Annotated in this window: 25 protein-coding genes; 11 read left to right on the top strand and 14 right to left on the bottom strand. The window is 42.6% G+C overall.

Features of this window, described 5'->3' with window-relative positions:
• The first annotated feature begins 92 nt into the window (after positions 1 to 92).
• Positions 93 to 2,765 carry a sensor domain-containing diguanylate cyclase gene (locus HC246_RS11520; RefSeq protein ID WP_169363511.1) on the top strand — a complete coding sequence of 891 codons (2,673 nt, stop codon included), beginning with the start codon at positions 93 to 95 and terminating at the stop codon, positions 2,763 to 2,765.
• A 25-nt stretch (positions 2,766 to 2,790) separates the two neighbouring features.
• Here HC246_RS11520 and HC246_RS11515 read toward each other — a convergent pair whose 3' ends face one another.
• The 5 genes from HC246_RS11515 to HC246_RS11495 form a co-directional block, all read right to left on the bottom strand.
• The gene (locus HC246_RS11515; protein ID WP_169364568.1) at positions 2,791 to 3,759 is read right to left on the bottom strand and encodes a heme o synthase; all 969 of its coding nucleotides are present in this window, start codon (positions 3,757 to 3,759) and stop codon (positions 2,791 to 2,793) included.
• A gap of 82 nt (positions 3,760 to 3,841) precedes the next feature.
• Positions 3,842 to 4,846, bottom strand: coding sequence for a COX15/CtaA family protein (locus HC246_RS11510; protein ID WP_169363510.1), 1,005 nt, complete (start codon positions 4,844 to 4,846; stop codon positions 3,842 to 3,844).
• Between the two features lie 211 nt (positions 4,847 to 5,057).
• Positions 5,058 to 5,666, bottom strand: coding sequence for a Spy/CpxP family protein refolding chaperone (locus HC246_RS11505; protein WP_169363509.1), 609 nt, complete (start codon positions 5,664 to 5,666; stop codon positions 5,058 to 5,060).
• A gap of 73 nt (positions 5,667 to 5,739) precedes the next feature.
• Complete coding sequence (locus HC246_RS11500; protein ID WP_169363508.1) at positions 5,740 to 6,180, bottom strand: hypothetical protein; 441 nt, start codon at positions 6,178 to 6,180, stop codon at positions 5,740 to 5,742.
• A complete protein-coding gene (locus HC246_RS11495; RefSeq protein ID WP_169363507.1) occupies positions 6,177 to 6,788 on the bottom strand; it encodes a sigma-70 family RNA polymerase sigma factor in 612 nt (203 codons plus the stop codon). The genes HC246_RS11500 and HC246_RS11495 overlap by 4 nt, the downstream gene beginning before the upstream one ends.
• A 166-nt stretch (positions 6,789 to 6,954) precedes the next feature.
• Between HC246_RS11495 and HC246_RS11490 the strand changes: the two genes are divergently transcribed.
• The 3 genes from HC246_RS11490 (at position 6,955) to HC246_RS11480 (ending at position 8,910) form a co-directional block, all read left to right on the top strand.
• On the top strand, positions 6,955 to 7,455 hold the full coding sequence (locus tag HC246_RS11490; RefSeq protein ID WP_169363506.1) for an LmeA family phospholipid-binding protein: 501 nt from the start codon (positions 6,955 to 6,957) through the stop codon (positions 7,453 to 7,455).
• A gap of 550 nt (positions 7,456 to 8,005) precedes the next feature.
• Positions 8,006 to 8,182, top strand: coding sequence for a hypothetical protein (locus HC246_RS11485; RefSeq protein ID WP_169363505.1), 177 nt, complete (start codon positions 8,006 to 8,008; stop codon positions 8,180 to 8,182).
• Positions 8,183 to 8,373: 191 nt separating this feature from the next.
• Complete coding sequence (locus HC246_RS11480) at positions 8,374 to 8,910, top strand: thermonuclease family protein (protein WP_169363504.1); 537 nt, start codon at positions 8,374 to 8,376, stop codon at positions 8,908 to 8,910.
• A gap of 75 nt (positions 8,911 to 8,985) precedes the next feature.
• Here HC246_RS11480 and rpsU read toward each other — a convergent pair whose 3' ends face one another.
• A complete protein-coding gene (gene rpsU, locus HC246_RS11475) occupies positions 8,986 to 9,177 on the bottom strand; it encodes a 30S ribosomal protein S21 (RefSeq protein ID WP_009628553.1) in 192 nt (63 codons plus the stop codon).
• 390 nt (positions 9,178 to 9,567) lie between these two features.
• Between rpsU and HC246_RS11470 the strand changes: the two genes are divergently transcribed.
• Complete coding sequence (locus tag HC246_RS11470; RefSeq protein WP_169363503.1) at positions 9,568 to 10,251, top strand: phosphoribosyltransferase; 684 nt, start codon at positions 9,568 to 9,570, stop codon at positions 10,249 to 10,251.
• Here the strand turns inward: HC246_RS11470 and HC246_RS11465 are convergent.
• Both HC246_RS11465 and hypE read right to left on the bottom strand, forming a co-directional pair.
• On the bottom strand, positions 10,248 to 10,484 hold the full coding sequence (locus HC246_RS11465) for a DUF4327 family protein (protein ID WP_169363502.1): 237 nt from the start codon (positions 10,482 to 10,484) through the stop codon (positions 10,248 to 10,250). The two genes, HC246_RS11470 and HC246_RS11465, sit on opposite strands and share 4 nt — an antisense overlap.
• A gap of 115 nt (positions 10,485 to 10,599) precedes the next feature.
• Positions 10,600 to 11,646 carry a hydrogenase expression/formation protein HypE gene (gene hypE / locus HC246_RS11460; protein WP_169363501.1) on the bottom strand — a complete coding sequence of 349 codons (1,047 nt, stop codon included), beginning with the start codon at positions 11,644 to 11,646 and terminating at the stop codon, positions 10,600 to 10,602.
• 352 nt (positions 11,647 to 11,998) lie between these two features.
• Between hypE and sat the strand changes: the two genes are divergently transcribed.
• Positions 11,999 to 13,201 carry a sulfate adenylyltransferase gene (gene sat / locus HC246_RS11455; protein ID WP_169363500.1) on the top strand — a complete coding sequence of 401 codons (1,203 nt, stop codon included), beginning with the start codon at positions 11,999 to 12,001 and terminating at the stop codon, positions 13,199 to 13,201.
• 33 nt (positions 13,202 to 13,234) lie between these two features.
• Here the strand turns inward: sat and HC246_RS11450 are convergent, their stop codons facing one another.
• Complete coding sequence (locus tag HC246_RS11450; RefSeq protein ID WP_169363499.1) at positions 13,235 to 14,482, bottom strand: hypothetical protein; 1,248 nt, start codon at positions 14,480 to 14,482, stop codon at positions 13,235 to 13,237.
• A 40-nt stretch (positions 14,483 to 14,522) separates the two neighbouring features.
• Positions 14,523 to 15,629, bottom strand: coding sequence for a phosphotransferase enzyme family protein (locus HC246_RS11445; RefSeq protein WP_169363498.1), 1,107 nt, complete (start codon positions 15,627 to 15,629; stop codon positions 14,523 to 14,525).
• Between the two features lie 165 nt (positions 15,630 to 15,794).
• Here HC246_RS11445 and HC246_RS11440 point away from each other — a divergent pair, with 165 nt between their 5' ends.
• From HC246_RS11440 to HC246_RS11425, 4 genes are all read left to right on the top strand, one after another.
• Positions 15,795 to 16,634, top strand: coding sequence for a class I SAM-dependent methyltransferase (locus HC246_RS11440; protein WP_169363497.1), 840 nt, complete (start codon positions 15,795 to 15,797; stop codon positions 16,632 to 16,634).
• A gap of 29 nt (positions 16,635 to 16,663) precedes the next feature.
• Positions 16,664 to 17,503, top strand: coding sequence for a glycosyltransferase family 2 protein (locus HC246_RS11435; protein ID WP_169363496.1), 840 nt, complete (start codon positions 16,664 to 16,666; stop codon positions 17,501 to 17,503).
• A complete protein-coding gene (locus tag HC246_RS11430) occupies positions 17,500 to 18,435 on the top strand; it encodes a glycosyltransferase family 2 protein (RefSeq protein ID WP_169363495.1) in 936 nt (311 codons plus the stop codon). Before HC246_RS11435 ends, HC246_RS11430 begins: the two co-directional genes overlap by 4 nt.
• A 179-nt stretch (positions 18,436 to 18,614) precedes the next feature.
• Entirely contained in the window at positions 18,615 to 19,832 is a 1,218-nt protein-coding gene (locus tag HC246_RS11425) for a M20 metallopeptidase family protein (protein WP_169363494.1), read from the top strand.
• 74 nt (positions 19,833 to 19,906) lie between these two features.
• Here the strand turns inward: HC246_RS11425 and HC246_RS11420 are convergent, their stop codons facing one another.
• From HC246_RS11420 to HC246_RS11405, 4 genes are all read right to left on the bottom strand, one after another.
• Complete coding sequence (locus HC246_RS11420) at positions 19,907 to 20,338, bottom strand: hypothetical protein (RefSeq protein ID WP_211167688.1); 432 nt, start codon at positions 20,336 to 20,338, stop codon at positions 19,907 to 19,909.
• Between the two features lie 90 nt (positions 20,339 to 20,428).
• The gene (gene secF, locus HC246_RS11415) at positions 20,429 to 21,391 is read right to left on the bottom strand and encodes a protein translocase subunit SecF (RefSeq protein ID WP_169363493.1); all 963 of its coding nucleotides are present in this window, start codon (positions 21,389 to 21,391) and stop codon (positions 20,429 to 20,431) included.
• Positions 21,388 to 22,890: a protein translocase subunit SecD gene (gene secD / locus HC246_RS11410; RefSeq protein ID WP_169363492.1), complete on the bottom strand. Its 1,503-nt coding sequence runs from the start codon at positions 22,888 to 22,890 to the stop codon at positions 21,388 to 21,390. The genes secF and secD overlap by 4 nt, the downstream gene beginning before the upstream one ends.
• Before the next feature lie 200 nt (positions 22,891 to 23,090).
• Positions 23,091 to 23,957, bottom strand: a complete 867-nt coding sequence (locus HC246_RS11405; RefSeq protein ID WP_169363491.1) for a preprotein translocase subunit SecD — start codon at positions 23,955 to 23,957, stop codon at positions 23,091 to 23,093.
• Between the two features lie 460 nt (positions 23,958 to 24,417).
• Between HC246_RS11405 and HC246_RS11400 the strand changes: the two genes are divergently transcribed.
• On the top strand, positions 24,418 to 24,702 hold the full coding sequence (locus HC246_RS11400; RefSeq protein WP_169363490.1) for an RNA recognition motif domain-containing protein: 285 nt from the start codon (positions 24,418 to 24,420) through the stop codon (positions 24,700 to 24,702).
• Positions 24,703 to 24,707: the final 5 nt, after the last annotated feature.

Raw genomic sequence — 24,707 nt, 5'->3', positions numbered from 1 at the left:
AAAAAGCCTTTAGGAGTAAAGATTTTCTGCCAAAAATCTCATTTTCATTGCAGCAATTCGCTCTCTCAGAACACAGAGGTTGGAACGATAGTATGGAAGATGGATTCCGCAAAACCAATCAAGAACTTCAGGTATCTGCTCTCAATATTGATCTTATCGATTGTAATCGAGTGGAATGTTTGCATAAAGAACAAGAGGCGATATTAAGCAGTTTTTATAACTCATCTCCTTTCATGATGGGGGTAGTGGAACTTTCTGAGTGCGATATTCTGCATATTTCCGATAACATAGCTACGGCTACATTTTTCCAGACAATGCCAGAGGCAATGGCAGGAAAATGGTCTAGCGAGCTAGGCGTTGATTCGGAAAATATTCAACTTTGGCTGACTCACTACCACTTAAGCCAAGAGCAAAAGCATCCCATTAAGTTTGAGTATGCTCACAAAAAAGAACATAGAATTTATTGGCTATCGGTCACGGTTTCATTCATTGGCTTTGCCGTCAGTCAACGTCCGCGATTTTCCTATGTGGCTGAAGATATTAGCGATCGCAAACAATCAGAAGTTGTAATCCAAGAGAGTGAAGCGAGATTTCGCTATTTAGCAGACCATGCCCCTGTGTTAATTTGGCTTTCAGGGCTAGATAAGCTGTGTTATCACTTTAACCAGAAGTGGTTAGAATTTACGGGTCGGACAATAGAGCAGGAAATGGGGAATGGCTGGGCTGAGGGTGTGCATCCAGAGGACTTCCAACATTGCTTGGATACCTATGTTAATTCCTTTGATGCGAGACAACCATTTGAGATGGAGTATCGCCTAAAACGGTTTGATGGGGAATATCGTTGGCTTCTTGATACAGGTGTACCCAGATTTGATGCTAATGGAGAATTTCTCGGTTATATCGGCTCATGTATAGATATCAGCGATCGCAAACAAGCTGAATCTGCCCTGCGCGAAAGCGAAGCCCGTTGGCAATTTGCCCTAGAAGGAGCGGGAGGGGGCGCATGGGACTGGAATCTGCAAACCAATGAGGCTTTCTTGTCTCGGCGATGGAAAGCGATGCTTGGTTTTGAGGAGCATGAAATTAGCAATAACTCCAGCGATTGGGATCGGATGCTCCACCCAGATGATAAAGAAGCCGTTTATGCGGAGATTAATAAACACTTGCATGGTGAAACCGAACACTCTGTTGTCGAATATCGCATCCAATGTAAGGATGGTAGTTATAAATGGATTTTGGGCAGCGGCAAACTGATTAGTCGCACTGCCGATGGAGCGCCTTTACGATTTATTGGTACGAATATTGATATTAGCGATCGCAAGCAAGCTGAATTATCCCTACAACAAAGCGAAAAAAAATATCGACATCTAATTAATAACTTCCATGCTGGAGTTGTTGTTCATGCCCCCGATACAAGCATCCTTTTAAGCAATGCTAATGCCTGTGAGTTATTAGGACTAACCGAAGAGCAGATGCTAGGGAAAAATGCCATTGATCCTGCATGGCATTTTTGTCGTGAGGATGGCACGGTGATGCCCTTAGAGGAATACCCAGTTCAACAAGTCCTCAGTACGGATTTACCTCTGAGAAATTATATATTGGGCATTAATCAACATAACCGAACAAGGGTTTGGGTGTTAGTGAATGCATTTCCAGAATTTAATGCCAATCAGAAGCTGGAACAGATTGTGATTACCTTTGTTGATATTAGCGATCGCAAACAAGCGGAATTCGATCTTCAATTTGCCAATCAGCAGCTTAGTGATCATATTGCGGAGCTAAACCAACGCCATTGGGAAATGGTGAAGTTGAGTGAAATTAGCGATTTTCTCCAAGCTTGTTTCACTGTAGAGGAGGCTTGTAAGGCTCTTAGTCATTTGATTGAGCCACTATTTCCCAACTGTGCGGGCAGTATTTTTATCACTAATGCTTCCCGCGATCATGTCGAGGTAATGTCATTTTGGGGAAAATCGCTGCATTCTGAAGTCGCTTTTTTGCCTAATGACTGTTGGGCTTTGCGTCGAGGTCGTGTGCATTTTGTAGATCGGAAGTCAGGGCTATATTGCAACCATATTTTATTAGATGAGGAGATCGATGTTACTCTTTGTATCCCCATGATTGCTCAGGGTGAAACCATTGGTTTATTTCATCTCAGTAACAACAAGGCAAACGCTTTAACCGAATCGAAACAACAACTGGCAAAGACATTAGCCGAACAGATTGGATTAGCGATCGCCAATCTTCGTTTACAAGAAACCCTGAAACAACAAAGCATCCGCGATCCTCTCACAGGTTTATTCAACCGTCGCTATCTTGAAGAAAGCCTTAATCAAGAACTATCTCGCGCCCAACGTCAGCAGCACCAGATTGGTGTAATCATGCTAGACATAGACCATTTCAAACGCTTCAATGACAGCTATGGACATGATGCTGGTGACTATGTGCTGCAAACCGTAGGAAGCTTACTCAAAGCCCATGTACGCGGTTTTGATATTGCTTGTCGCTATGGTGGGGAAGAAATGATCCTCGTTTTGCCAGATTCATCTTTGGAAATCACTAGTAAACGTGCTGAGGAGATTCGGGAAGCGATCGCCAAAGTCTCCTTAACCCATAATGGTCAAATTTTAGGCAGTTTGACTGCTTCCCTTGGTGTTGCGAGTTTCCCTCAACATGGCTCAACGGGAAGTTCTGTAATAACAGCCGCAGATGCTGCTCTCTATAGCGCCAAAGCCGCAGGACGTAATCAAGTTTTGACTGCACCATAAAAAAGAGGCGCTTTGCGCCTCTTTTTTATGGGTTTATCGTTGCGATTGTAGTTTGTAACAGGGCGATCACCTGATCTCCAGAAATATGGGCGAGGGGCAAACTATCAATTCCCATCGCGACACAGAGTAGGGCTAAATAAAGAATCGAATATTTGAAGACCGAACGGGCGACATTGCGATCGTTTGGTTCTTTGAGTAACTGGGCTGCCTTGTAAATAAAGGCTACTCCTAGTCCAACGGCGGATACTGCATAAACCAGTCCCATCACATTGCAAGGAAAAACTAACAATAGAGACACAGGAATAATTAATAACGTATATAGCAAAATCTGCTGAGCCGTTACCTCTGCGCCCTTGACGACAGGCAACATCGGTACACCGACCTTGGCATATTCATCACGAATCATTAATGCCAAAGCCCAAAAGTGGGGGGGAGTCCACACGAAGATAATCGCGAATAAGACCCATGCTGCCCAGCTTAATTCCCCAGTAACGGCTGCCCAACCCACTAGCGGTGGAATTGCGCCTGCTGCACCACCGATAACGATATTTTGAGTGCTAGAACGCTTTAGCCAAATTGTATAAACACCAACGTAGGTAGCAATTCCCGACATGGCGAGACAGGCAGCCAAGAGATTGGCATAGACCGCTAGCAACGTAAAGGAAATTGCGGCAAGGGCGATCGCAAAAATCAGAGCATTAAACGGCTGAATCCTACCCGATGGAATGGGTCGCCAACTAGTGCGCTCCATTTTGGCATCGATATCGCGATCGTATAAACAGTTAATCGCATTTGCCGAAGCGGCAGCGATCGCTCCTCCCAAAACCGTAATAAACATCAAAAATCCGTCAACTTGCCCCTCCGAAGCAATCCACATCGCCCCTGCGGTGGTAATGAGCAACAGCACGATAATCCGTGGTTTTGTTAATTCGGTGTAATCTTGGATCACCTCGCGCCAGCTCCGATTCATCGATGGATTGGCGGGTGCAAACATCTTTTCTTCGGAAATAGTTAATTCTTGAATAGCTGTTTCTTGCATTGCGCTTAACTCCTAAAATATTTCGCAGTTCTGACAGTTAGCGAATCGCAGGTTGCGCTTGATTCTGTTCTGTTTGAGATGGGCTAGTGGCTTTTGGGGTGAGTCTAAAGGCTAACACAGCAAAACAAACAAGGGTTCCTAGCAATGCTGAACCTGTAGCTTGGTGAGCAATCGTGAGTGGTTCGACTTGCAAGTGTAGTTTGTAGGTGGCATAGCCGATCGCTACTTGAGCAATTACTAGTAAGCCAGCCAATGAAGCGACAAATCGTAGTACGGGAGCGATCGCTTTAGTTAGCAATACTGTTACCACCAACGCAACACTAGCAAGGGTTGCAGGAATTACGCCGATTAAATGTGCATTCAAAACAATGCACATATCTTGTGTGGCAAAACATTGGTGGAGCGCCCATTGAGAGGCCACTAAAGCACCGAGAATACTTTGTAAATAAATTAAAACTGCTGCTGTTAGACCTAACCAAGCGATTTTGGGCGAAGTACGAGTCTGGTCAGAAATCGTTTGGTTAGTTAGCGAGGCGGCGATAGCCAATAAGCTAGAGAAAAATAACAACCCTGTTCCCAAATGGGCTGTGACGATATCAAATCTGAGTAATTGCGTTACTGTCAATCCACCTAAAATCCCTTGAAAAACTACTAGAGATAATGATCCCGAAGTTGCCCAAGGTAGCCATTTGGGTAAAGACTGCCGAAAATACCAGCTTGCCCCAAATAACACAATCGTGGCAAATCCCACAGTGGAGGCAACGAGACGATGGAACCATTCTAAAAATACTTGGAGATTCATCTGCTCCGCAGGCAACACCGATCCATAACACAGGGGCCAATCTGGACAAGCCAAGCCTGCATTCATCACACGAGTAGCACTACCGATCGCCATCACCATCCAAGTAGCGATCGCAATTCCAATGGCAATGCGACGGATGAGGACAACTGGCTCTATAAATCGGCTGTTAGCTTGAGGATTGCTATTAGCAAAGGTTTCAGATGCTTGTGCTGGTTTGGAAGAAGTTAAAGAGTCAGTCATGCAAGTTCAATAAGTTCAGGATTTCTTCGTGAATCTCTATAAAACTCAACAGAAGTATGAATAAGAGTTACGACCCATCTTAAGAGCAGTTCCAGATTTGGTAAGGGGATTTAACAATTTCTTCGCGTTAGGTATTTACACTGATGCAAAAAGAGCATCGCTAAGCGATGCTCTTTTTCTATAAAGTTGGTGGCGCAAAGCGCCACCAACTTTATAGGGTTGAGCGATCGCGCAGATTATCTAGCCGCTCTCTACGGTTTTCCAAACGATTTTGCATACGGTCTTTCATGCCCTCTCTCATGCGATCGCGATTTTTTTGCATGATTTCCTTAAGTTGCGATCGCTGTTGTGGCGTGAGGATGTCACGCATGGCTAGCATCCTCTCGAAATGTTTATTTTGTAATTCCTGTTGCAGCTCCATCACTTGCTTATGCTTGGCTCGAATGACATCGCTACCTTCAGTACCAGCTAATAAATCTTGTAATTCCTTATTAACTTGGCGTAATTTTTGTCCCAGTTCGCGCATTTGCGTTTGATCGCGATCGCGAACTGCCTTAAGTTTTTGTAATTGCTCAGGAGTGAGATTTAGCTGTTTGAGGACTTTCCCTGAAGGCATATCGGGACTATTAGCTGCAAATTTATCGGCTGAGTCGGGCAACTCGGCAAGATTATTGGGGCTTCCTAACTGGTTCTGGGTTTCGACTGCCTGAGGTTTCGGAGGCTGAGATTGCAAACTCGCAGTACTAGAGACAATCACGCCACTGGTGATTGCGGCTGTGGCAGCGATCGCGCAATATTGAAAGAGCTTTGACTTAAACATATATTTATCGTTTTCTTAATTTTTACTGTTCACAGGAATTTCAATTGTCTGGGGCATATGAATTAGGAATGCTCTACTCGTATTCAAGGGGAGATAGCTCCATCAAAAGCTGGGTATCCGTGGTCGTTGTTGTGCCTGATGTCTGAGCAACACTAACATCCGTAGCATCCCAGCTATTAATTAATGATTGTTCGATCGCTGATTGATCCGCTTCGCTGAGGGAATTAGTAGCAATTTGGAACTGAGAGCGATTATTTGCCAAGTTAAAACCAATACCAGTAGCAAGTGCAACAGGGATCACCAAAGCCCAAGGCAACCAGCGCTTGAGACTTCTATTTTTTGATTTCTGAGGATATTTGCTAATCTCCGCAAATAGTTGCTGCTCAAAGTGGGGGGCAGGAGGTGGAGCGATCGGCTTATTTTGCTTGAGAAAATTCACTAGAGCCATATCAGTTTGATCACGAGGATCTCCATCAAAGTTTTCTTGAGGCTGTGGAAAATTAGAATTTTTCATAGTTCGACTCCTTGCGCTTCTAAAAACTTTCTGATGGCACTACGGGCATGGAATAATCGCGATTTCACCGTGCCGACAGGAATAGACAAAATTTCCGCGATATCTTTTTGGGGTAACTCTTCGAGATCATGCAGTACCAATACCGCCCGATGATCCTCGCTGAGCTTGGCTAAACCTCGTTGCATGATGTCTTGATAATGCATTTGGTTTAACCCTGCTTGCTGATAGCCATCACGGGCGATCGCATCATCCGAGAGGTTTTCCAGTTGCTCATCTTCGACGGAGATATTGCGTGATCGCATTTTTGCTAGTGCTTTGCGGCGATCGCTTGCCACATTAAAAGCAATCCGATAGAGCCATGTCGAGAATTGGGAAGATTGCCGAAACTTACCTAATCCTTTCCAAGCTCTGAGGAAAACATCCTGCACCAGATCATCTAAACCATCGGAACCACATAGCTGAAATAGCGTTGACCGCACCTTGTGATGGTGACGTTGATACAGCTTTTTAAAGCTATGGGCATCACCATGCAAGCTCGCTTGCACCAGATGGAGATCGGGATCAGAGGGATTAGGAGTTTCGATATTTGTAGTTATGGTTTTGAACATCGACTATCAACATCCATATCTCGGCTTATTGCGGTTTTCATTATTACCAAAATTAACCTTGTGAGCATCTATACTTATTGAGGCAATATCGATGGCTATCAACTTATAGGTTTTGACCGCCATCACCTCAAAAAGGTTCACCCAAAAAAGGGTTACAAAAACTCATATGTCCGTTGTTAGTTCTGTATTAATTCCTATCATTAAACTGTGGTTGCGATCGCAGGTCGAACATATTGATACTCTCGAAATAGCGATCGCAGGCAAAAGCCGTCAAATTTTAAGCGGTGATATTCCTAAAGCAAATGTGATTGGGGCGGGGGCAAAATATCAAGGCTTAGCAGTAACTAATATCGATCTATGTGCAGAAGCAATTCATCTCAATATTGCCCAAATCCTTAAGGGTGAGGCTTTACGATTGCTCGATCCCATTCGCGTAACGATGGATGTCGAGCTATCTCCCGAAGATCTTCAAAGCTGTCTCAAGTCCCATATTTTCCTTGATGCGATCGCCCCTGATGCACCACCGACAGCCACAACCGATGATGAGATTCGCGCTTTACTAGAGCATCTAGTCCATAAGCTCGGTGATGAATTTACATTGCATGAACTAGCGATCACCGATGGTGGCGCAAGATGTCGTGGTGAATTTGCGATCGCTGCCACCTAAATAATAATGACGCACGGGCAGAGTGTGTCCTTTTAGCTCTCTCTTTAACTATGGCTAAACACTTATAGAATTTTTCAAGCAAGCGATGTACATCGCTTGCTTGAAAAATTTTATCGCAGCACAATCTAAATTTAATCAACGTAAATTTAATCAAACTAAATTATTAATTTTCAAAACTGAAAAAGTTATTTAAAAGTTACCAATAAGTTAACGAAATCTACCTCTAAAAAGTTTTATTTAGCTTGTTTTTAAAAGTATTTAGCTTTTCCCTATTTTTTCGTCTAATACAATACATAATGATTTTTTAAGTCTATGCTTATATAAAAAGCACAATAATGTTTTATGGTTTACACAAACGAAATATAACTGCCTAGTATTTCTAGATTCTTTTGTTTTTACTTTCTCAACATCGAAATAAATTAAAGACGAGGTATTGAGATAAATGCATACTCAAAATAATGTAAAAGCTGTTATAGAAAGAGATAGCCTAGTACTAGATATTTTGTGTAGCGCGTTTGGTTGTTGCACAGTTAATAGAGCAATAAGCCATATGGATTCTTATAAAATTCATAGGAAAGAAAAATCGAGTATCATCCAAGAACATTTCAACAAGCTTTCCTATGAATGGCAGATGGGCAATGCTAGAGGCTATCTAGAATCATTAGCCACAGATTTGCAGTACTACATCATTTGCCATCTCATGGATGACTACAACGCTTTGCGCTGACTTGAAACCCAGAGAAAATTTTGAAAGCGCGGCGAAGCCGCGCTTTCAAAATTTTCTCTGTACTACTTTAAGCCTCAACAGGCTGTATATGAATGACAAACAACGTACATAGGATTTAAAAGTAGAAAAAGTAGATAGAATTGTTGGCAATACAAAAGTTAATCTCCTTAAACTTTTGTCAATTTATATAAATGCTCTCTAAACTTTCTATTTCTCAAAAATTGCCAAAGTTTCTCTTAATATTTATAGCCAACCTAGCTTGCTTAGCGATCGCCATCCAACCTGTATGGGCGCAATTTGGGGCAGTGCCGATGAGGGTAAAAGTTTTTGATGGCGACAATATTACCCTTGTAGATCGGGGCATCAAAAATAAAATCCATCTTGCCTGTATCGATGCGCCTGAGTTACTACAAGCCGAAGGGGAACATGCCCGCAAGGTATTGCAAAACATCCTTGCCGATGAAGAAATCTATGTCAGGGTCTTCAAAAAGGATAAATTTGGGCGCTACTACGGTGAAGTGATTGCAGGTGGACAAAATGCCAATAAATTAATGCTATCCCTCGGACTTGCCCATTACGATCGCCTCCAAGAAAAGGATTGTCAAGGCTATGCAGAACTTGAAACTAAAGCACAAAGTGATCGCGTAGGTATTTGGGCAAATGGTACAGATGTCATGACACCCAGCCAATTTCGGCGTGAAAATAAGTTATTAGGTGTTGGCTACTAAACAAAAAAGCTGTGCATTGCACAGCTTTTTTATTATTACGGGATTGTGCAATGCCCAATCCCTATTTTTGGAAACTTAGACATCGCGACGACGGAAACGACCACGACGCTTAGCATTTTCGGCTTTACGCTTACGTTTTTCGCCTGCTGTTTCATGATACTGACAGCGACGAATATCTGCTAGTAAGCCAGCTTTTTGGATTTTTTTCTTAAATCGGCGTAGTGCCGACTCAATCCCTTCATTTTCACCAACGATTATTTGAGTCATGCTTATTTTGGGAGCAAAGTATTGTTCTTATTATGCTTTAGTTTGGCGCATTTTAATTTAGGCGGCGACTATCTAGGTTAGCAAATCTAAGCCTATGTTGTAAAGTTTATTTTTGTATAGTGGCGATCGCCTGCTGATCGTCTTGCAAAAAGATTGCTCTTAAAAGTTCGTTTTCAGCTTAATTATTTGTAGGATCTTTACCAATCATTCATAGCACACTTGCTCATCTAGAACTTTAGTCATTGGGAACTTGATCGAGTTATACCTGACGAGTGATGAAAATGACTTACTCCTTTTGCCATTTCACCTTCTAAAGGGCTGCGGCGCTTCGCACCGCCGCCGACCTTTGTTTGGGCGCTATATAATGAAAGTGAATAGATAATTAGGAATTTGTCACTTGGTTTACCCAAGACTATTCTTGAGGAGGTTTTGCTCTCCATGCAAGTACTGGGTGTGTTTGAAGATCGCCATGATGCTGGCTGCCAGTTAGCGGAATTAATTGTCAGAGCCAAGCCTACAAATCCAATTGTTTATGGGATTCCCCGTGGCGGTATATTAGTCGCTGCTCCGATCGCACAGCAACTTGGTTGCCCTTTGGATGTAGCGATCGCAAAAAAAATAGTGCTGCCGATTAATCCTGAAACCGCCCTAGGTGCAATCACATCTGACGGCTATATGCTAGATATGGGCAGGCAATATTGCTCTCCTAGCGAATGGGCTCATGCTGTTCACTATGCAAGGACTAAAGCTGATGGGCTACTGCAATCATTTCAACCATGCCGACCGCAGTTAGAAATTGCTGACACAACAGCAATCCTTGTTGATGATGGTATTGCCACAGGCGCAACGATCGCCGTGATTGCGGCGGCAATGAAAACCCTACCCTACAGAGAAATTTGGCTAGCAGCTCCTGTTGCACCCCTCCGAATGCCCAAGGCGATCGCCTCACGGATCGACAATATCATTTTATTAGAACGTCCTGAAGTATTTGTAAGCGTCAGCTATTTTTACAAACATTTTCCCGAAGTGACGACAGAAGAAGCTTTAGCCTGTTTTCAAATGGCTAACAGCTAATCTTCGCGTATTTCTTCACCATCTAGTAAATCAATAATGCGATCGCGTAGAAAAAATTCATTGCGCTCTAACTCACATTCGATACATACCCAATCGCGATCGCCATAAAATTGACAGAGTTTATAAATGGGTTGTAAACGACTGATGCAACCTTCCTCCACGAGATTACAAGCATCATGCTTGATGGCATCAATGGAATAGGGCATTGGTTGTTTGGCGGCTGTGGTAATCATTTTTACCTCCTTAGAAAATTAAGTCTTCTCAATTTCTCCAAAGATAGAATTACTTCTCTTATTCTATTATCAATGATTGGGAACGCTTTTAATCATCTGTAGCGAATTCACTGAATTAGCAAATGCGGGGTAACTGCTCGCCACTGAGCATACTCAAAATTCGACTCACTCCGATCTGACCACGCATAGATACGATCGCTTGTCCGCGATCGCCAACTCTGCCAATCACACGCATCTGTCCCCCTGCCTCAGGGAAACTCCGAACAATGGCGATCGCTTTCTCAACTTCTGACTCAGGGACAAACGCCACAAATCTCCCCTCATTGGCTACATAAAGCGGATCAAGTCCTAAAATTTCACAGACTGCCCGCACATCCTCTTGCACAGCGATCGCTGATTCTTCTATGGTGATATTAATATTAGCTGTACTCGCTAATTCATTCAGGGAAGTTGCCAAACCGCCACGGGTTAAATCTCGCATCGCATGAATTTCCACACCTCCCTCTAACAAAGCCATCACTAAATCCGCCAAAGCCATACAGTCACTCTGAATCTCTGTCTCAAATTCCAAACCTTCTCTTGCCGCCATTATGGCAATACCATGACGACCAATATCGCCATTCAGAAGAATCACATCTCCTTCACGAATCGAATGTGGTGCAATTTCTAAATCCGTTGCGATCGCTCCAATCCCCGATGTATTAATGAATATGCCATCACCCTTACCGCGATCAACCACCTTCGTGTCACCAGTGACAATCTGCACTCCTGCTATCTCGGCAGCCTGACGCATCGATTGCACCACGCGCCATAACGTCTCCATTGGCAAGCCCTCTTCCAAAATAAAGCCTGCACTCAAATACAGAGGTTTCGCTCCCACCATCGCCAAATCATTGACGCTTCCATTGACAGCTAAAGTACCAATGTCTCCCCCTGCAAAAAAGAGTGGCTTTACTACATAGGAATCTGTCGTAAAAGCTAATTTCTGCCCCGTCAATGAAATGGTCACGGCATCCTGTTGAGCGCGATCGCCCATCCCAAAAGCGGGGGCAAACATCTCAGAAATGAGTTGATGCGTTAACCTACCACCCCCACCATGCGCCAATAAAATTTGTGGATATTGCTGGAAGGCGATCGGGCAAGATATTTGTTCTAGAGACATAGCAGACAATGGATTTCCAAAGAATCATGGTATCTCAAGAACTTTCACAATACTCATTTATGGTTCTGCAATTTAATCAAGAACCAGTCCTTGATATCGAGAATAGCTTTTAGTAATTATTCAGGATTGTTGGATTTCTTTGATGATTGCCGAGGCAAAATGCAATCAAAATTACAATTTGTTGTCAAAAAAAGTTAACATAAAATTAACATTTCTATAAGTAGCATCGGTTCACTGCTTCAAAACCCATAGCCTTAAAAATCCCACAAATTCAAACATAGATGGCACTTTGCGCCACCTCATCCATCCTTCATCCCTAGTAACTCCAACCTTTTAAAATCACTCAAACGTCATGGTTCGACAACTCAAAAGCATTGCACCGCATGGTGGTCAATTAATCAATCGCATTGCCTCAGAAGCCCAAAAAGAAGTTTTTTATAGCAAAGCTGACCACTTGCCCCGTGTGCAACTGACTGAGCGCGCACTCTCCGATTTAGAACTAATTGCGATCGGTGGTTTTAGTCCACTCACAGGTTTTTTGGGCAAAGCCGACTATGACTCTGTAGTGATGAATATGCGTCTTGCCAATGGCTTGCCTTGGTCAATTCCCATTACTTTACCCGTTACCTCCGCCGTTGCTGAAAGCTTGACCGTTGGCAGCTTGGTGCGCCTTGACGATCCCGATGGCATTTTTATCGGTGTCCTCGAATTAAGCGAAAAATATAAGTACGACAAGCTCAAGGAAGCACTGCATGTCTACCGCACCAATGAAGATCGTCATCCGGGGGTAAAGGTTGTTTATAACCAAGGTGAGGTGTATCTTGCTGGAGATGTGTGGCTACTAGAGCGTCGTCCCCATCCTCTTTTCCCCACCTATCAAATTGATCCTGCGGAATCCCGTGAGCTATTTATTCAAAAAGGTTGGAAGACTATCGTTGGTTTCCAAACCCGTAACCCCATCCACCGTGCCCATGAATATATTCAGAAATGTGCGTTGGAAATCGTTGATGGTTTGTTCTTGCATCCTCTAGTCGGTGCAACTAAGAGCGATGACGTACCTGCTGATGTGCGGATGCGTTGCTATGAAATTATGCTGGAGCATTATTTCCCCTTAGATCGTGTGACCCTAGCAATTAACCCTGCGGCAATGCGTTATGCGGGACCTCGTGAAGCTATTTTCCATGCTTTGATTCGTAAGAACTACGGCTGTACTCACTTCATTGTCGGCCGTGATCATGCGGGTGTTGGCGATTATTATGGAACCTATGACGCGCAATATATTTTCGATGAGTTTGAAATTGGCGAGCTAGGCATTATTCCTTTGATGTTTGAACATGCGTTCTATTGCAAGCGCACTGGTGGCATGGCAACTACTAAAACTAGTGCGAGTTTACCCGAAGAGCGAGTCCATCTCTCTGGTACAAAAGTCCGCGAGATGCTCCGTCGTGGGGAATGTCCACCTCCTGAGTTCTCTCGTCCTGAAGTAGCGGCGGAACTTGCTAAAGTAATGCACAAAATGGCGATCGAAGAAGCTTCTACGGGCTTTGAAATCTAACAAAAAAGGAGGTGCTAAGCACCTCCTTTTTTGTTATTTAGCAACAGGTTCTAAAATTAGATAGCCATTAACAGCTTCAGTCTTACCAATTGCCGCTAATTGCCCCTCAAATTCTGTTGGTGTTGTGTGCGACGATTCCAATAGCTTATATTGATCTACATAGCCTTCTATGGTGTTATTTCTTGCCACAAGTTTTTGCAAGAACGGTAATACTTTAAGCTTTTGTCTGTCCACTTCCTTTTCTAAAGTTTCCCCAGCTTTTTGACGAGCAAAATTGAAAAGAGATGATGTCACTTTCATTGCACCTTTACCTACATCAGTAACTCCATCTTCGTCATACCAAGGTCTCGTCTTACTTCTTAGTTCATCAATCCACGCATAGCCCTTTTCTTCTGCATAGACAAAATCGCACCATTCAACTAGGTTAGAGATTGGTAATTCCCTAGCAAAATCGCTAAACAAGAGCCGTTCTGGATTTTCACCTAAAATTAAATCTTTAGCAATACGTCTTGATTGTTCCTTCCAAAATATATTAGTTTCTGCAATATCTTTCATTGCCATATCTAACATACCTAGTTCAGCAAAGCACCGAGCATGAGCAAGAGATGTTAAACAGAAATACTCTTCAAATGCGATCGCTAACTCGATAGTATCAGCACTGGCTAATAATTCTTTATACTTAAGACTAACTGGCCCAAATATATTTTTGGCATTGAAAAGCATGGTATGACGATGATCTATATTTTTGATCTCAGAAATACTGAGCAAATCTTTTAATGCAGAGCCGAGTCTAGATCTTTCTTCAAGCTCTAAAAGTGCGCGAATAGCTTTGACATCTTTTTGGATCTCATTTAATTGACCTTCCAGAACTTTAAGCTTTTCATTAAGAACTGTAAAACCAACAGATGAAACAACTAAGTTTAAACCTGATAAAGCCATTGTTCCATTTGCTATTTGAAACAATTGTTGAACACCTGAATTAAGATTATTTACCTGTCCAGAAAGTTTATGCAATTGATAAGTATTAACAGCCCCCAAGATATTAGATACAGGTGATAGTATCGGTAATCCTACAGATTGTCCTGTAATAGGTAGTAAGTGTCTTACAATTTGACCAGCATTTTTTGTTCCAGTTGCCCATCTAATTACACCACCGTAAATCTTATACTGCCCTGTAAGTAAACCTATTATTACTTGTTGTGGAATTGAGCGAGAAACAGTTAAACCTAAAAGTGAATCCACCATAATTATTTTGATAGTATCCAAACCAAATTCTAGCATATTTTAGGATTTACTCTATAAAATCAAAGATAATTAATAGCTAAAATTTATTAGATATCACAATTTGATTGATTACAGATTTTTGAGCTTCAATGCTTTCTAGTAAACGGAACTGCACTAGTGATCGCAATAAATTATGCTCAGGATATTTGACATGAAAGTAGACATTTCCTGCTAAATAGTCGGTAAAGAATCGCAAGCCTAACTCAAAGGTTATTACACGAACTGCATCGTAAATATAGTCATAATCATATTCCGTCAGGAATGATTGCGCCGTTGAGAGATATCCCTGCAAAATCGCTTCGCAAAGTTCCACATCAAACTCGACACTTTCCCAATCCTCTATCTCCTCCCCCGCAGGATTGCATCCCGATCGCAAACAATCACCAATATCGTAATGGATTAAACCAGATTTCACCGTATCTAAATCAATTACACTCACCGCTAAGTTCGTCTGCTTATCAAAGAGAATATTATTTACCTTAGGATCGCCATGCATCGTTCGCAATGGTAATTTCCCTGAAGCTTTTGCATCTTCTAAAATATGGGCTAAGCCTTGGTGATCGCTCACAATTTGCAAACAATAATCAACTTCCGCAGATCGCGTTATATTGCTTTGAGCAAGCACTTCCTCATATTGTCCAAGGTATCGCGGCGTAATATGAAACCCCTCTAGGGTATCTGCTAACTTCTCTACCTCTAAATCACTAGTCAAATGATGGAAAGTCCCCAACGCATAGCCAACTTCCTGTGCTTGCTCAGAATTTTCCATCGCGTCAAAGGATTGTGAATCAGCGATGAAACTGAGCGATCGCCAAAATTCACCATTCTCGGTTTGGTAATAGTCTTGTCCTTGTTGTGTAGATAATACCTGCGGTACTGTCCATTGGCGATCTAGTGGCGTATTTTTGAGGCGATCGCGCACATGCTCTCCATAAATCCGCATATTCTGCATCACCAGTTCTGGTTCACGGAATACATTGGTATTTAAGCGTTGTAGGACAAATGGCTGGTCTATCCCTTGCCGAGAGACTAAGAAAGTATCATTAATATTGCCACTGCCAAAGGGTTGTAAATCATCAATTTCTTGCTGCGGTGAGAATTTTTTAGCGATCGCGATTAGTCTGGCAAGTTCGTTATGATCCATATTTGACTTAGAGAATATCTTAATTGCCCAAATGTACTACAGTTATTGCTATTTGTTGAGTAAAGATACACCGCGCTTTGCACGATGCATCTTTACTCAACAAAACCTCGACGACATGCGTCTTTTGTTGTACGGTTAAATATCAAGGCAAACCAGTATTCATCTATGAAACTCCTCAACATTGGTTGTGGATTAACATTTCATCCCGCGTGGATCAATATCGATGTTGTCCCATCCGCCCCAGAAGTTCAATATTGTGACATAACCAAAAAATTACCCTATCCAGATAATTATTTTGACGCTTGCTATAGTTCCCATGTGTTAGAGCATCTTACTAAAGAGGATGCCCACAAACTTCTGGCAGAGTGCCGACGCATCCTCAAACCTCACGGAATCATTCGCATAGTAGTTCCTAATTTAGAAGCGATGGTGAGAGAGTATTTACGAATTTTAGAACAAATTAGCCTGAATCCTAATCTGCCCTCGCAGGAAATACAGGATGACTATGACTGGATCATGCTAGAGCTATATGATCAGACAGTTCGCAACTTCAGTGGAGGGGAAATGGTGCAGTTCTTACAACAGCCAAATCTGACCAATAAGAACTATATTCGATCTCGTATTGGTGCTGAAGCAGAACAGTACTGGAAAAAGCCTCAGACCTTTTGGGAGAAATTAACTTCCCCAAAGTTATCGAAAATTCTTTCAAAAATCAAACCAATAATTATCAGATACCTACTTCTAATTGCAGGGAAGAAAGCTAGTAATTCCTTTAATGAAGGTTGGTTTCGGAACTCTGGTGAAATTCATCGCTGGATGTACGATCGCTTTTCTTTGCAAAGATTACTCCATAAAGCTGGATTTAGTGATATTCAAGTTTATCTAGCAGATGCAAGTGGTATTCCCGATTTTAATAGTTACAATCTCGATATAATGGATGAAAAAGTGCGAAAACCTGACTCTTTATTTATGGAAGCCATCAAACCTTCTGAGGTTTCAATCTAGAGGTTTAGCTTTAAAAGCAAAAAATTTATATGACCTGTTGCTACATTCTCTTACCCGTTCATAATCGCAGAGAAATCACTCATAACTTTATCAAATGTCTAAATTTACAAACATATTCTAACTACCGCTTAATCTTAATTGATGATGGATCAACCGATGGGACTGCTCAAATGGCACAAAGTCAAATAGAAGATTTGACCATAATCACGGGAACGGGAAATTGGTGGTGGGCAGGGGGATTGCAACAGGGGATAAACTGGCTCAAGGCAAATTCTCCCAATGATGAAGACGCAGTATTGATGATCAACAATGACGTAACTATCAAGCCAGACTTTCTAGAAATAGGAATTAAGCTCTTACAGGCGATGCCGAATACATTATTACAGGCACAAGCCTATAGTAGCGATGAGATTGATGTTTGTCTTGACTGCGGACTGAACATCGATCTAAATACTTTGACCTTTGATCAAGCTAGTTCAGCCGCAGAGATCAATTGTTTATGCACTAGGGGGTTATTCATGCGCTGGCAAGATTTGCAGAGGGTAGGGGATTTCTATCCACAGATATTGCCCCATTATCTATCGGATTATGAATTCACGATCCGAGCTTACCGAAAAGGCTTATCTCTCAAAACCCATCCCGATCTCAAGCTTTGGTTGAATGAGAAAACCACTGGATTTCATCCTAAAAAGGGCGATTTCCCGATCGCCACAATCTGGAAAAGATATTTCTCACGCCGATCTTCTGCGAATAAAATTGATTGGACGATGTTTGTGTTACTCACTAGTCCTAAACGCAGTTTGCTAGCCAATCTCGGACGTGTCTGGCTCAGAGGCTTAATTAATTTATTTGCTCAAAAATCCCTATGAATCATTGGCAATTGACGACTCCTGTAGCTCTAATTATTTTTAATCGCCCTGATACCACAAGGCGCGTTTTGGAAGTAATTCGGCAGGCGAAACCTCCTAAATTATTAGTTGTCGCTGATGGTGCGAGGGAAAATCATCCCACCGATCGCCAAAATTGTGCAGAGACTAGAGCAATCATTGAGCAGGTAGATTGGGACTGTGAGGTGATGACCAATTTTAGCGATCGCAACTTAGGCTGTCGTCAGCGCGTTTCATCGGGGTTAAATTGGGTGTTTGAGCAGGTTCCTGAAGCAATTATCTTAGAAGATGATTGTTTAGCTCATCCTAGCTTTTTTCGCTTTTGTGAAGAGCTACTAGAGAAATATCGAGATGATCTGCGCGTCATGCATATTGGCGGCAATAACTTCCAACCTCTCAAACATCGCATACAGGATAGTTACTATTTTTCGCGCTATAACCATTGCTGGGGATGGGCAAGTTGGCGACGCGCTTGGCAGCATTACGATGTAGATATGAAGTTATGGAGTCTTGTGCGTGATGGAGACTGGCTAGAAGGTATCCTTCAAGATCGCGATGCAGTTAAGGAATGGAAGCGAAACTTTCAAAAAATTAGCGATCGCATCACAGATTCTTGGGACTATCAATGGACTTTCGCCTGTTGGTTACAGCGTGGGGTAAGCATTTTACCAAATGTGAATCTAGTATCTAATATTGGCTTTAGCAAAGAGGCAACCCACACATATCGCAAGAATCTTTTTGCGGAGATTCCTGTGCAGCCAATGGAATTTCCGTTGCAACATCCCATCATGATGGTTCGTGCTCAGAAAGCCGATCAATTCACCCAAGACTTAATCTATAGCCATAGTCTCATTGCGAAGTTACGGCGAAAGTTTTGGATGAGTGCAGATAGAAATATTTTTAACGTGATGTGAGAGTATTTGTAAGCCTGTTGAAGCTTGAAGCATTACAGACAAAATTTTGAAAGCTTGGCTAAGCCAAGCTTTCAAAATTAATTAACGCACTGTATTTAGTCATGGCGAGAACATGGAATTAAAGCTGAGATTGTTATATTGGTTATAGTCAATCCTCTATTGCCACACCACACAAACCCATGTCCTTTGCTACTACTACCTCGCCCATCCATACTAATTTCAAGATTCGTGCCGATATCCTTGAGTTACAACCTAGCATTGTCCAGTGGCGGCGAGACTTTCATCGATTTCCTGAACTTGGGTTTAAAGAAAGGCGCACATCGACAGCGATCGCTGAAAAATTAACGGCATGGGGCATCCCTCATCAAACAGGCATCGCTCAGACTGGTATTGTTGCAACGATTACGGGCAAGAAAAAGGGGCATCACAAAGTATTAGCAATCCGTGCGGATATGGACGCACTACCGATTCAAGAAGAAAACATTGTGAATTATCGCTCTCAAATCGATAATATGATGCACGCCTGCGGTCATGACGGACATACAGCGATCGCTTTGGGTACGGCAAAATATTTATGGGAACATCGCGACGACTTTAGCGGTACGGTGAAGATAATTTTTCAGCCAGCCGAGGAGGGACCAGGGGGCGCAAAACCAATGATTGAGGCAGGCGTGCTCACAAATCCCACCGTTGATGCAATTATTGGCTTACACCTCTGGAATAACCTTCCTCTTGGTACGGTCGGCGTTCGTAGTGGTGCATTGATGGCAGCCACAGAGTACTTCCATTGTAAAATTATTGGACGGGGTGGACATGGCGCACTCCCTCAACAAACCATTGATTCCATTCTAGTTGCTGCTCAAGTGGTAAATGCAATTCACACAATCGTGGCTCGCAATGTGAGTCCCCTTGAATCAGCAGTGATCAGTATTGGCGAATTTCACGCAGGTTCAGCAGTAAATGTGATTGCGGATTCTGCAAAACTAAGTGGAACTGTGCGCTATTTTAATCCTGAAGTGGGCTTGAAAGTGGCTTCACGTTTGGAAGAGGTGGTTGCGGGTGTCTGTGCTTCCCATGGAGCGACCTATGATCTGCAATATCATAAGCTCTATCCTGCGGTGATTAATGACTATGCGATCGCGGAATTAGTCCGCTCTGTTGCTGAAAATGTAATCGAAACTCCCGAAGGTATCGTGCCTGAATGCCAGACTATGGGCGGTGAAGATATGTCCTTCTTTTTGGAAGCTGTACCCGGATGCTATTTCTTCCTTGGTTCCGCTAATCCTGACAAGGGCTTAGCCTATCCCCATCATCACCCCCGCTTCAATTTTGATGAGACTGCGCTAGCGACTGGGGTGGAAATTTTTGTTCGTTGTGTGGAGAAGTTTTTGAATTAGGAGCTCTGTAATGCTGATACAGCATCGCGATTTATCCCTATATCTCAACCAGATCTATAGTAATTTTATTCATATCATTTCGTGATTTTCTCTTCACAAACCCAGCGCCATAAGAAATGACTCTTACCTTTTGCCTTGATACTTTTTACTTGATTAATTAGCGATCGCCTTTCTCTAGGACTCACTCCCCACAGGATAATTGCACTCTGCCAGATCAGAGTTGATAAAGTCATGGCAATACATAGTCCCAAACCTAACATTGGCAAACGGTTATAAGCCAAACTGATGCGTACTGCTGCCCATGTAAATGACGCAATCCATAGCTCAATTTCCGAGCGCAAAGCCCAGATACTCGCCGTGCCCACCGTCAGCCATAGAAATACATCCAACATCCATCGCAAATAGGTCTGTACTTCGATTAGTCTTTGGACTTGGCGATCTAACATCTGATCAACGTAGGACTCATCCGATGGATTAGAAACCGTATCGAGATCTTCACTATCCATTACTAAGTAGTTCCATCTTTAAGATATACAGAGATATACACAAATTCTTTAATAACAGAAAAGCTCCCTGATGGGAGCTTTTCTAAAAATTTAGTTTACTTCTACAGTTGATTGCTTGAGTTTAGAAGTTTGACGACTGCGCCACCATGCCAGCAAAATACTGGCATTGAAAATACTGGAGTAAGCACCAGACAAGAAACCGATAATCAAAGCCAGTGAGAAAAACCTCAAGGTTGCACCACCGAATAAGAAAATCGCCACTAGCGGCAAGGTCGCAGTCAGGGACGTATTAATCGATCGCCCTAGAGTTTGATTGACCGAAGCATTAACTAGATCGTTAAAACTCGTGTTACCCGCATCAAGTTTTACATTTTCACGAATGCGATCGTAAATTACCACGGTGTCATTGACGGAAAAGCCACAGATCGTCAACATCGCCACAATAAATAAACTATCGATTTCCACGCCTAAGGTTAAACCCAAGATCGAGAAAGTTCCAACCGTCACGAAAATATCATGAAATAGCGCCAACACGGCAAAAGCAGCATAATCCAACTGAAAACGAAATGATAAATAAATGCCAATGCCCGCGAATGACAAAATAATCGCTAGTAAACCATTGCGAAGCGCTTGTTGCCCGATCGCTGCACCAACTTCATCAAGCTGTGACTTTTTCGGATCGACTTCGCCATATTGTTTCAAAGACTCCGTAAGCGTTGACTTCAGCTTTTCGCGCTCTTCCGTCGAGAGATGCGCTGTACGCACTGATACGCCTTTTAGGTCTTTGCCTTCGACTAATTGAATAACACTATTGGTAAAGCCTTTACTTTCAACAGCCTGACGGACGATCGCAATATCAATGGGTTTGCCACAAGTATCTCCATTACAAGCTAATCCCAGTGTCACACTAGAGCCGCCCGTAAAATCAAGTCCTAAACGTAATGGAGAACCTAATTGTTGGAATGACAACACCATCGCCACGATTCCTGCCACAATCACTGCTGTGGAAATCGTGAGGTAAAGACGCGCATTTTTAATTACATCTAATCTCATAGAACCGCACCGCTTGTATTGTCTTTTGTATTGTCTGTCTTGTCGTTTTGCTCTTCTGTTATTTCTTCAACCTCAGTTGCAACATCAATCGTTGATGTTGAGATTTTGCCGAAAGCTTTCATGCCGTAGTATTCAGGCTTACGGAAACTAGGGTTGCTAATCATCGCCAACATTAGCGATCGGCTCAAGGTAATTGCCGTAAACATACTGACGATTACCCCGACACCAAGGGTGACGGCAAAACCTTTGACAAATCCTGAACCTAGCCAGAATAAAGTCACACAAGCAATTAATGTGGTCACGTTACTATCGAGGATACTTGACCATGCCCGATAGAAACCTGCCTCAACGGATTTATAAAGTGTGCGGCCTGCTTTTAATTCTTCTTTAGTACGTTCAAAAATTAAGACGTTGGCATCCACCGCCATACCAATGCTGAGGATAAAGCCTGCAATACCCGGTAAGGTCAGGACTACTCCAAGCAAGCTAAACAAGGCATAGGTAATCACTGCATAGGTAATTAGCGCAATATCGGCAACCCCGCCCAAAATACGGTAGTAAAGCACCATAAAAATCAGGACTAGTGCTAAGCCTGACACACCAGCATAGATACTGCTGAGAATGCTATCTGCACCAAGGGTTGCACCAACGGTGCGATTTTCGACAATTTCGACGGGTACAGGTAAAGCCCCTGCGCGTAATTGCAAAGCTAATTCAGTCGCAGAATCTAGGGTAAAGTTGCCTGTAATGACTGCTCGTCCACCTGTAATGCCTTTACCTTGAAATTCGGGACCAACCGATGGAGAGCTAATTAGTTTGTCATCTAAGAAAATACCTAAAGCACGACCAGTACCTCCGATTTCGCCAGTAGTTTTAGCAAACAGATCGCCGCCTTTATCGTCAAAGGTCAGAGCAACTTGCCAAGAGTCGGGACCATTGCCACTGGGTGAGGCAACGGCATCTTTGAGCATATTGCCTGTTAAGCCTGTGCGCTCAAAAATACTCTTGAGATCTTCAATGCTCTTTTTATATGTGGCTTCATTTTCCGCGATCGCCTTTTGATCGCCAGAGTTTTTCAGGAGTTCACGCTGAACCGTTGCTGCCTGTAGAATTTGCAATCTTGCTCTTAGCTCACTTTCCGTACCTTTCTTTTGCTTGCGAAAATCAAGTTGAGCAGTTGTGCCAAGTACACGCTCAGCTTGAGCAGGATCATTGACCCCCGGTAACTGCACGATCAGTTGATTATTACCCGATAGCAAAATTGTGGCCTCGGAAACTCCTAAACCGTTAATACGCTGCTCCACCACAAACTTGGCGGTTTCCATAATGCGCGGCGTAATTTCATTAATACCTTGTTCAGGATTAGTTTTTGCTTGGAGTGTAAGCTGTGCGCCACCTCGTAGATCCAAACCTAATTTAGGTGGATGAATGACGATTAGATACACAGCCCCTAATAAGATTGCCAATACGAAGGCAAGCAGGCGGCTTTGTTTACCCATATTTTTGTATAGCTTTTTGGTATAGCTTTTGTATCGCTTTTGTAGCTTTACTTCAAGCTAGATTAAACAGAGGAATATTTTGAGACATCTGTCATCATACCCCACAGATACAGCGCGTTGCGCTGAATTAAAGACCAGAGAAATTTTTGAAAGTGTGGCTTCGCCACACTTTCAAAAATTTCTCTGGTCTTAGCAAAACTTTAAAAATCTCGGGAATCAATAATTTCAAGAGGAAAAGGCAATGCACCTGAGCGCATCTGTAAAGCTAGTTCATTGGCTGCATCTGAAGTAAAGTTGCCAGTAATTACGGCTCGTCCACCTGTAATGCCCTTTCCTTGAAACTCAGAACCAACGGATGGAAAACTAATTAATTGATCATCTAAGAAAATGCCTAAGGCTCGACCAGTACCAGCAATTTCGCCAGTGACTTTGGCAAATAAATCACCGCCTTGAATATCAAAAGTTAGGACAATTTGCAAAATCTCAGAACTACCATCAAATGGTGATGCAACGGCATCTTTGAGCATATTGCCCGTTAAGCCTGTACTTTCAAAGATACTCTTGAGATCTTCAATGCTCTTTTTATATGTAGTTTCATTTTCAGAGATCGCCTTTTGATCGCCAGAATTTTTAAGAGCTTCGCGCTGCAACTTCGCCGTCTGTAAAATCTGTAGTTTTGCTCTCAGTTCACTTTCCGTACCTTTCTTTTGCTTACGAAAATCAAGCTGACCAGTTGTAGCAATTACTCTCTTAGCTAGATTAGGATCATTAACCCTTGGTAACTTCACAAGCAACTGGTTGTGATCACCAATCGTAACTACTGCTTCAGAAATACCTAAACCCCTAATGCGCTTCTCTAGCACAAGCTTAGCTTGCTCCATAGCTTGTGGCGTAATTTTGTTAATCCCTAGTGTGGGATTAATTTTTGCCTGCAATGTAAGTTGGATACCATTTTGTGCCTTTACATTTGGCGTTGGTGTTTGACTGGCTAATGGCGAAATCCAAGCACCTAAGCTAGAGGTTAAGGCGATCAAGGCAAGAGACAATAACTGATTACGTCCATTCATGATTTTCTGCAAATTTTTATATAGTTCGTGATATCCATAATTATCAATATTGTTTTGATGGTTTTGGCAGAGAATTCTTAAAACTATTTTTCAAATTATTTTCATATTCTGCCAAATAATCTGAAATTTAGTGAAAGATCTCAAATTGCCTAGTTAATTTAACCTATACCTTTGGAAAGAAATTTGAATTTAAGCTCAGAAAAACAGGTTTATAGGCGATCGCAAATTGCCATAAATACCGCTTCTAGTAAGGAATTTATTTTTTTGTCCACTTTGATATCTGTATATCATCACTTATACAAAGCTTTGTAATACAGCCTACGCAAATTGTTGCGGGTAAACGGTAAACTTATATCAAAGCTGAAATTTAGGTTGGATTTGTGAGATCTCGTATCGAGCGAGTCTTTTCCGAAGACTGGCTAAATTATTATATCGATCTCTTTTCTGGAGCGAACTGACTGTGACTATTTACGTTGGAAATTTGTCTTATCAAGCTGCTAAAGAAGATTTGACAAGCGTCTTTTCTGATTACGGCACTGTAAAGCGTGTGCAATTGCCTACCGACCAAGAAACAGGTCGGGTTCGGGGCTTCGCCTTTGTGGATATGGAGGATGATGCTCAGGAAGAAGCTGCGATCGCCGCACTTAATGAAGCTGAATGGTTGGGACGTACCCTGCGCGTTAATAAGGCTAAACCTCGTGGTGAGCGTACTAACGATCGCCCTAGAGGTCGTGGCTACGCCTAGAGCCT

The sequence above is a fragment of the Pseudanabaena yagii GIHE-NHR1 genome (assembly GCF_012863495.1).
GTDB lineage: Bacteria > Cyanobacteriota > Cyanobacteriia > Pseudanabaenales > Pseudanabaenaceae > Pseudanabaena > Pseudanabaena yagii.
Note: the sequence above shows the minus strand (reverse complement) of the source record. Positions and strands in the feature narration are given on the sequence as shown.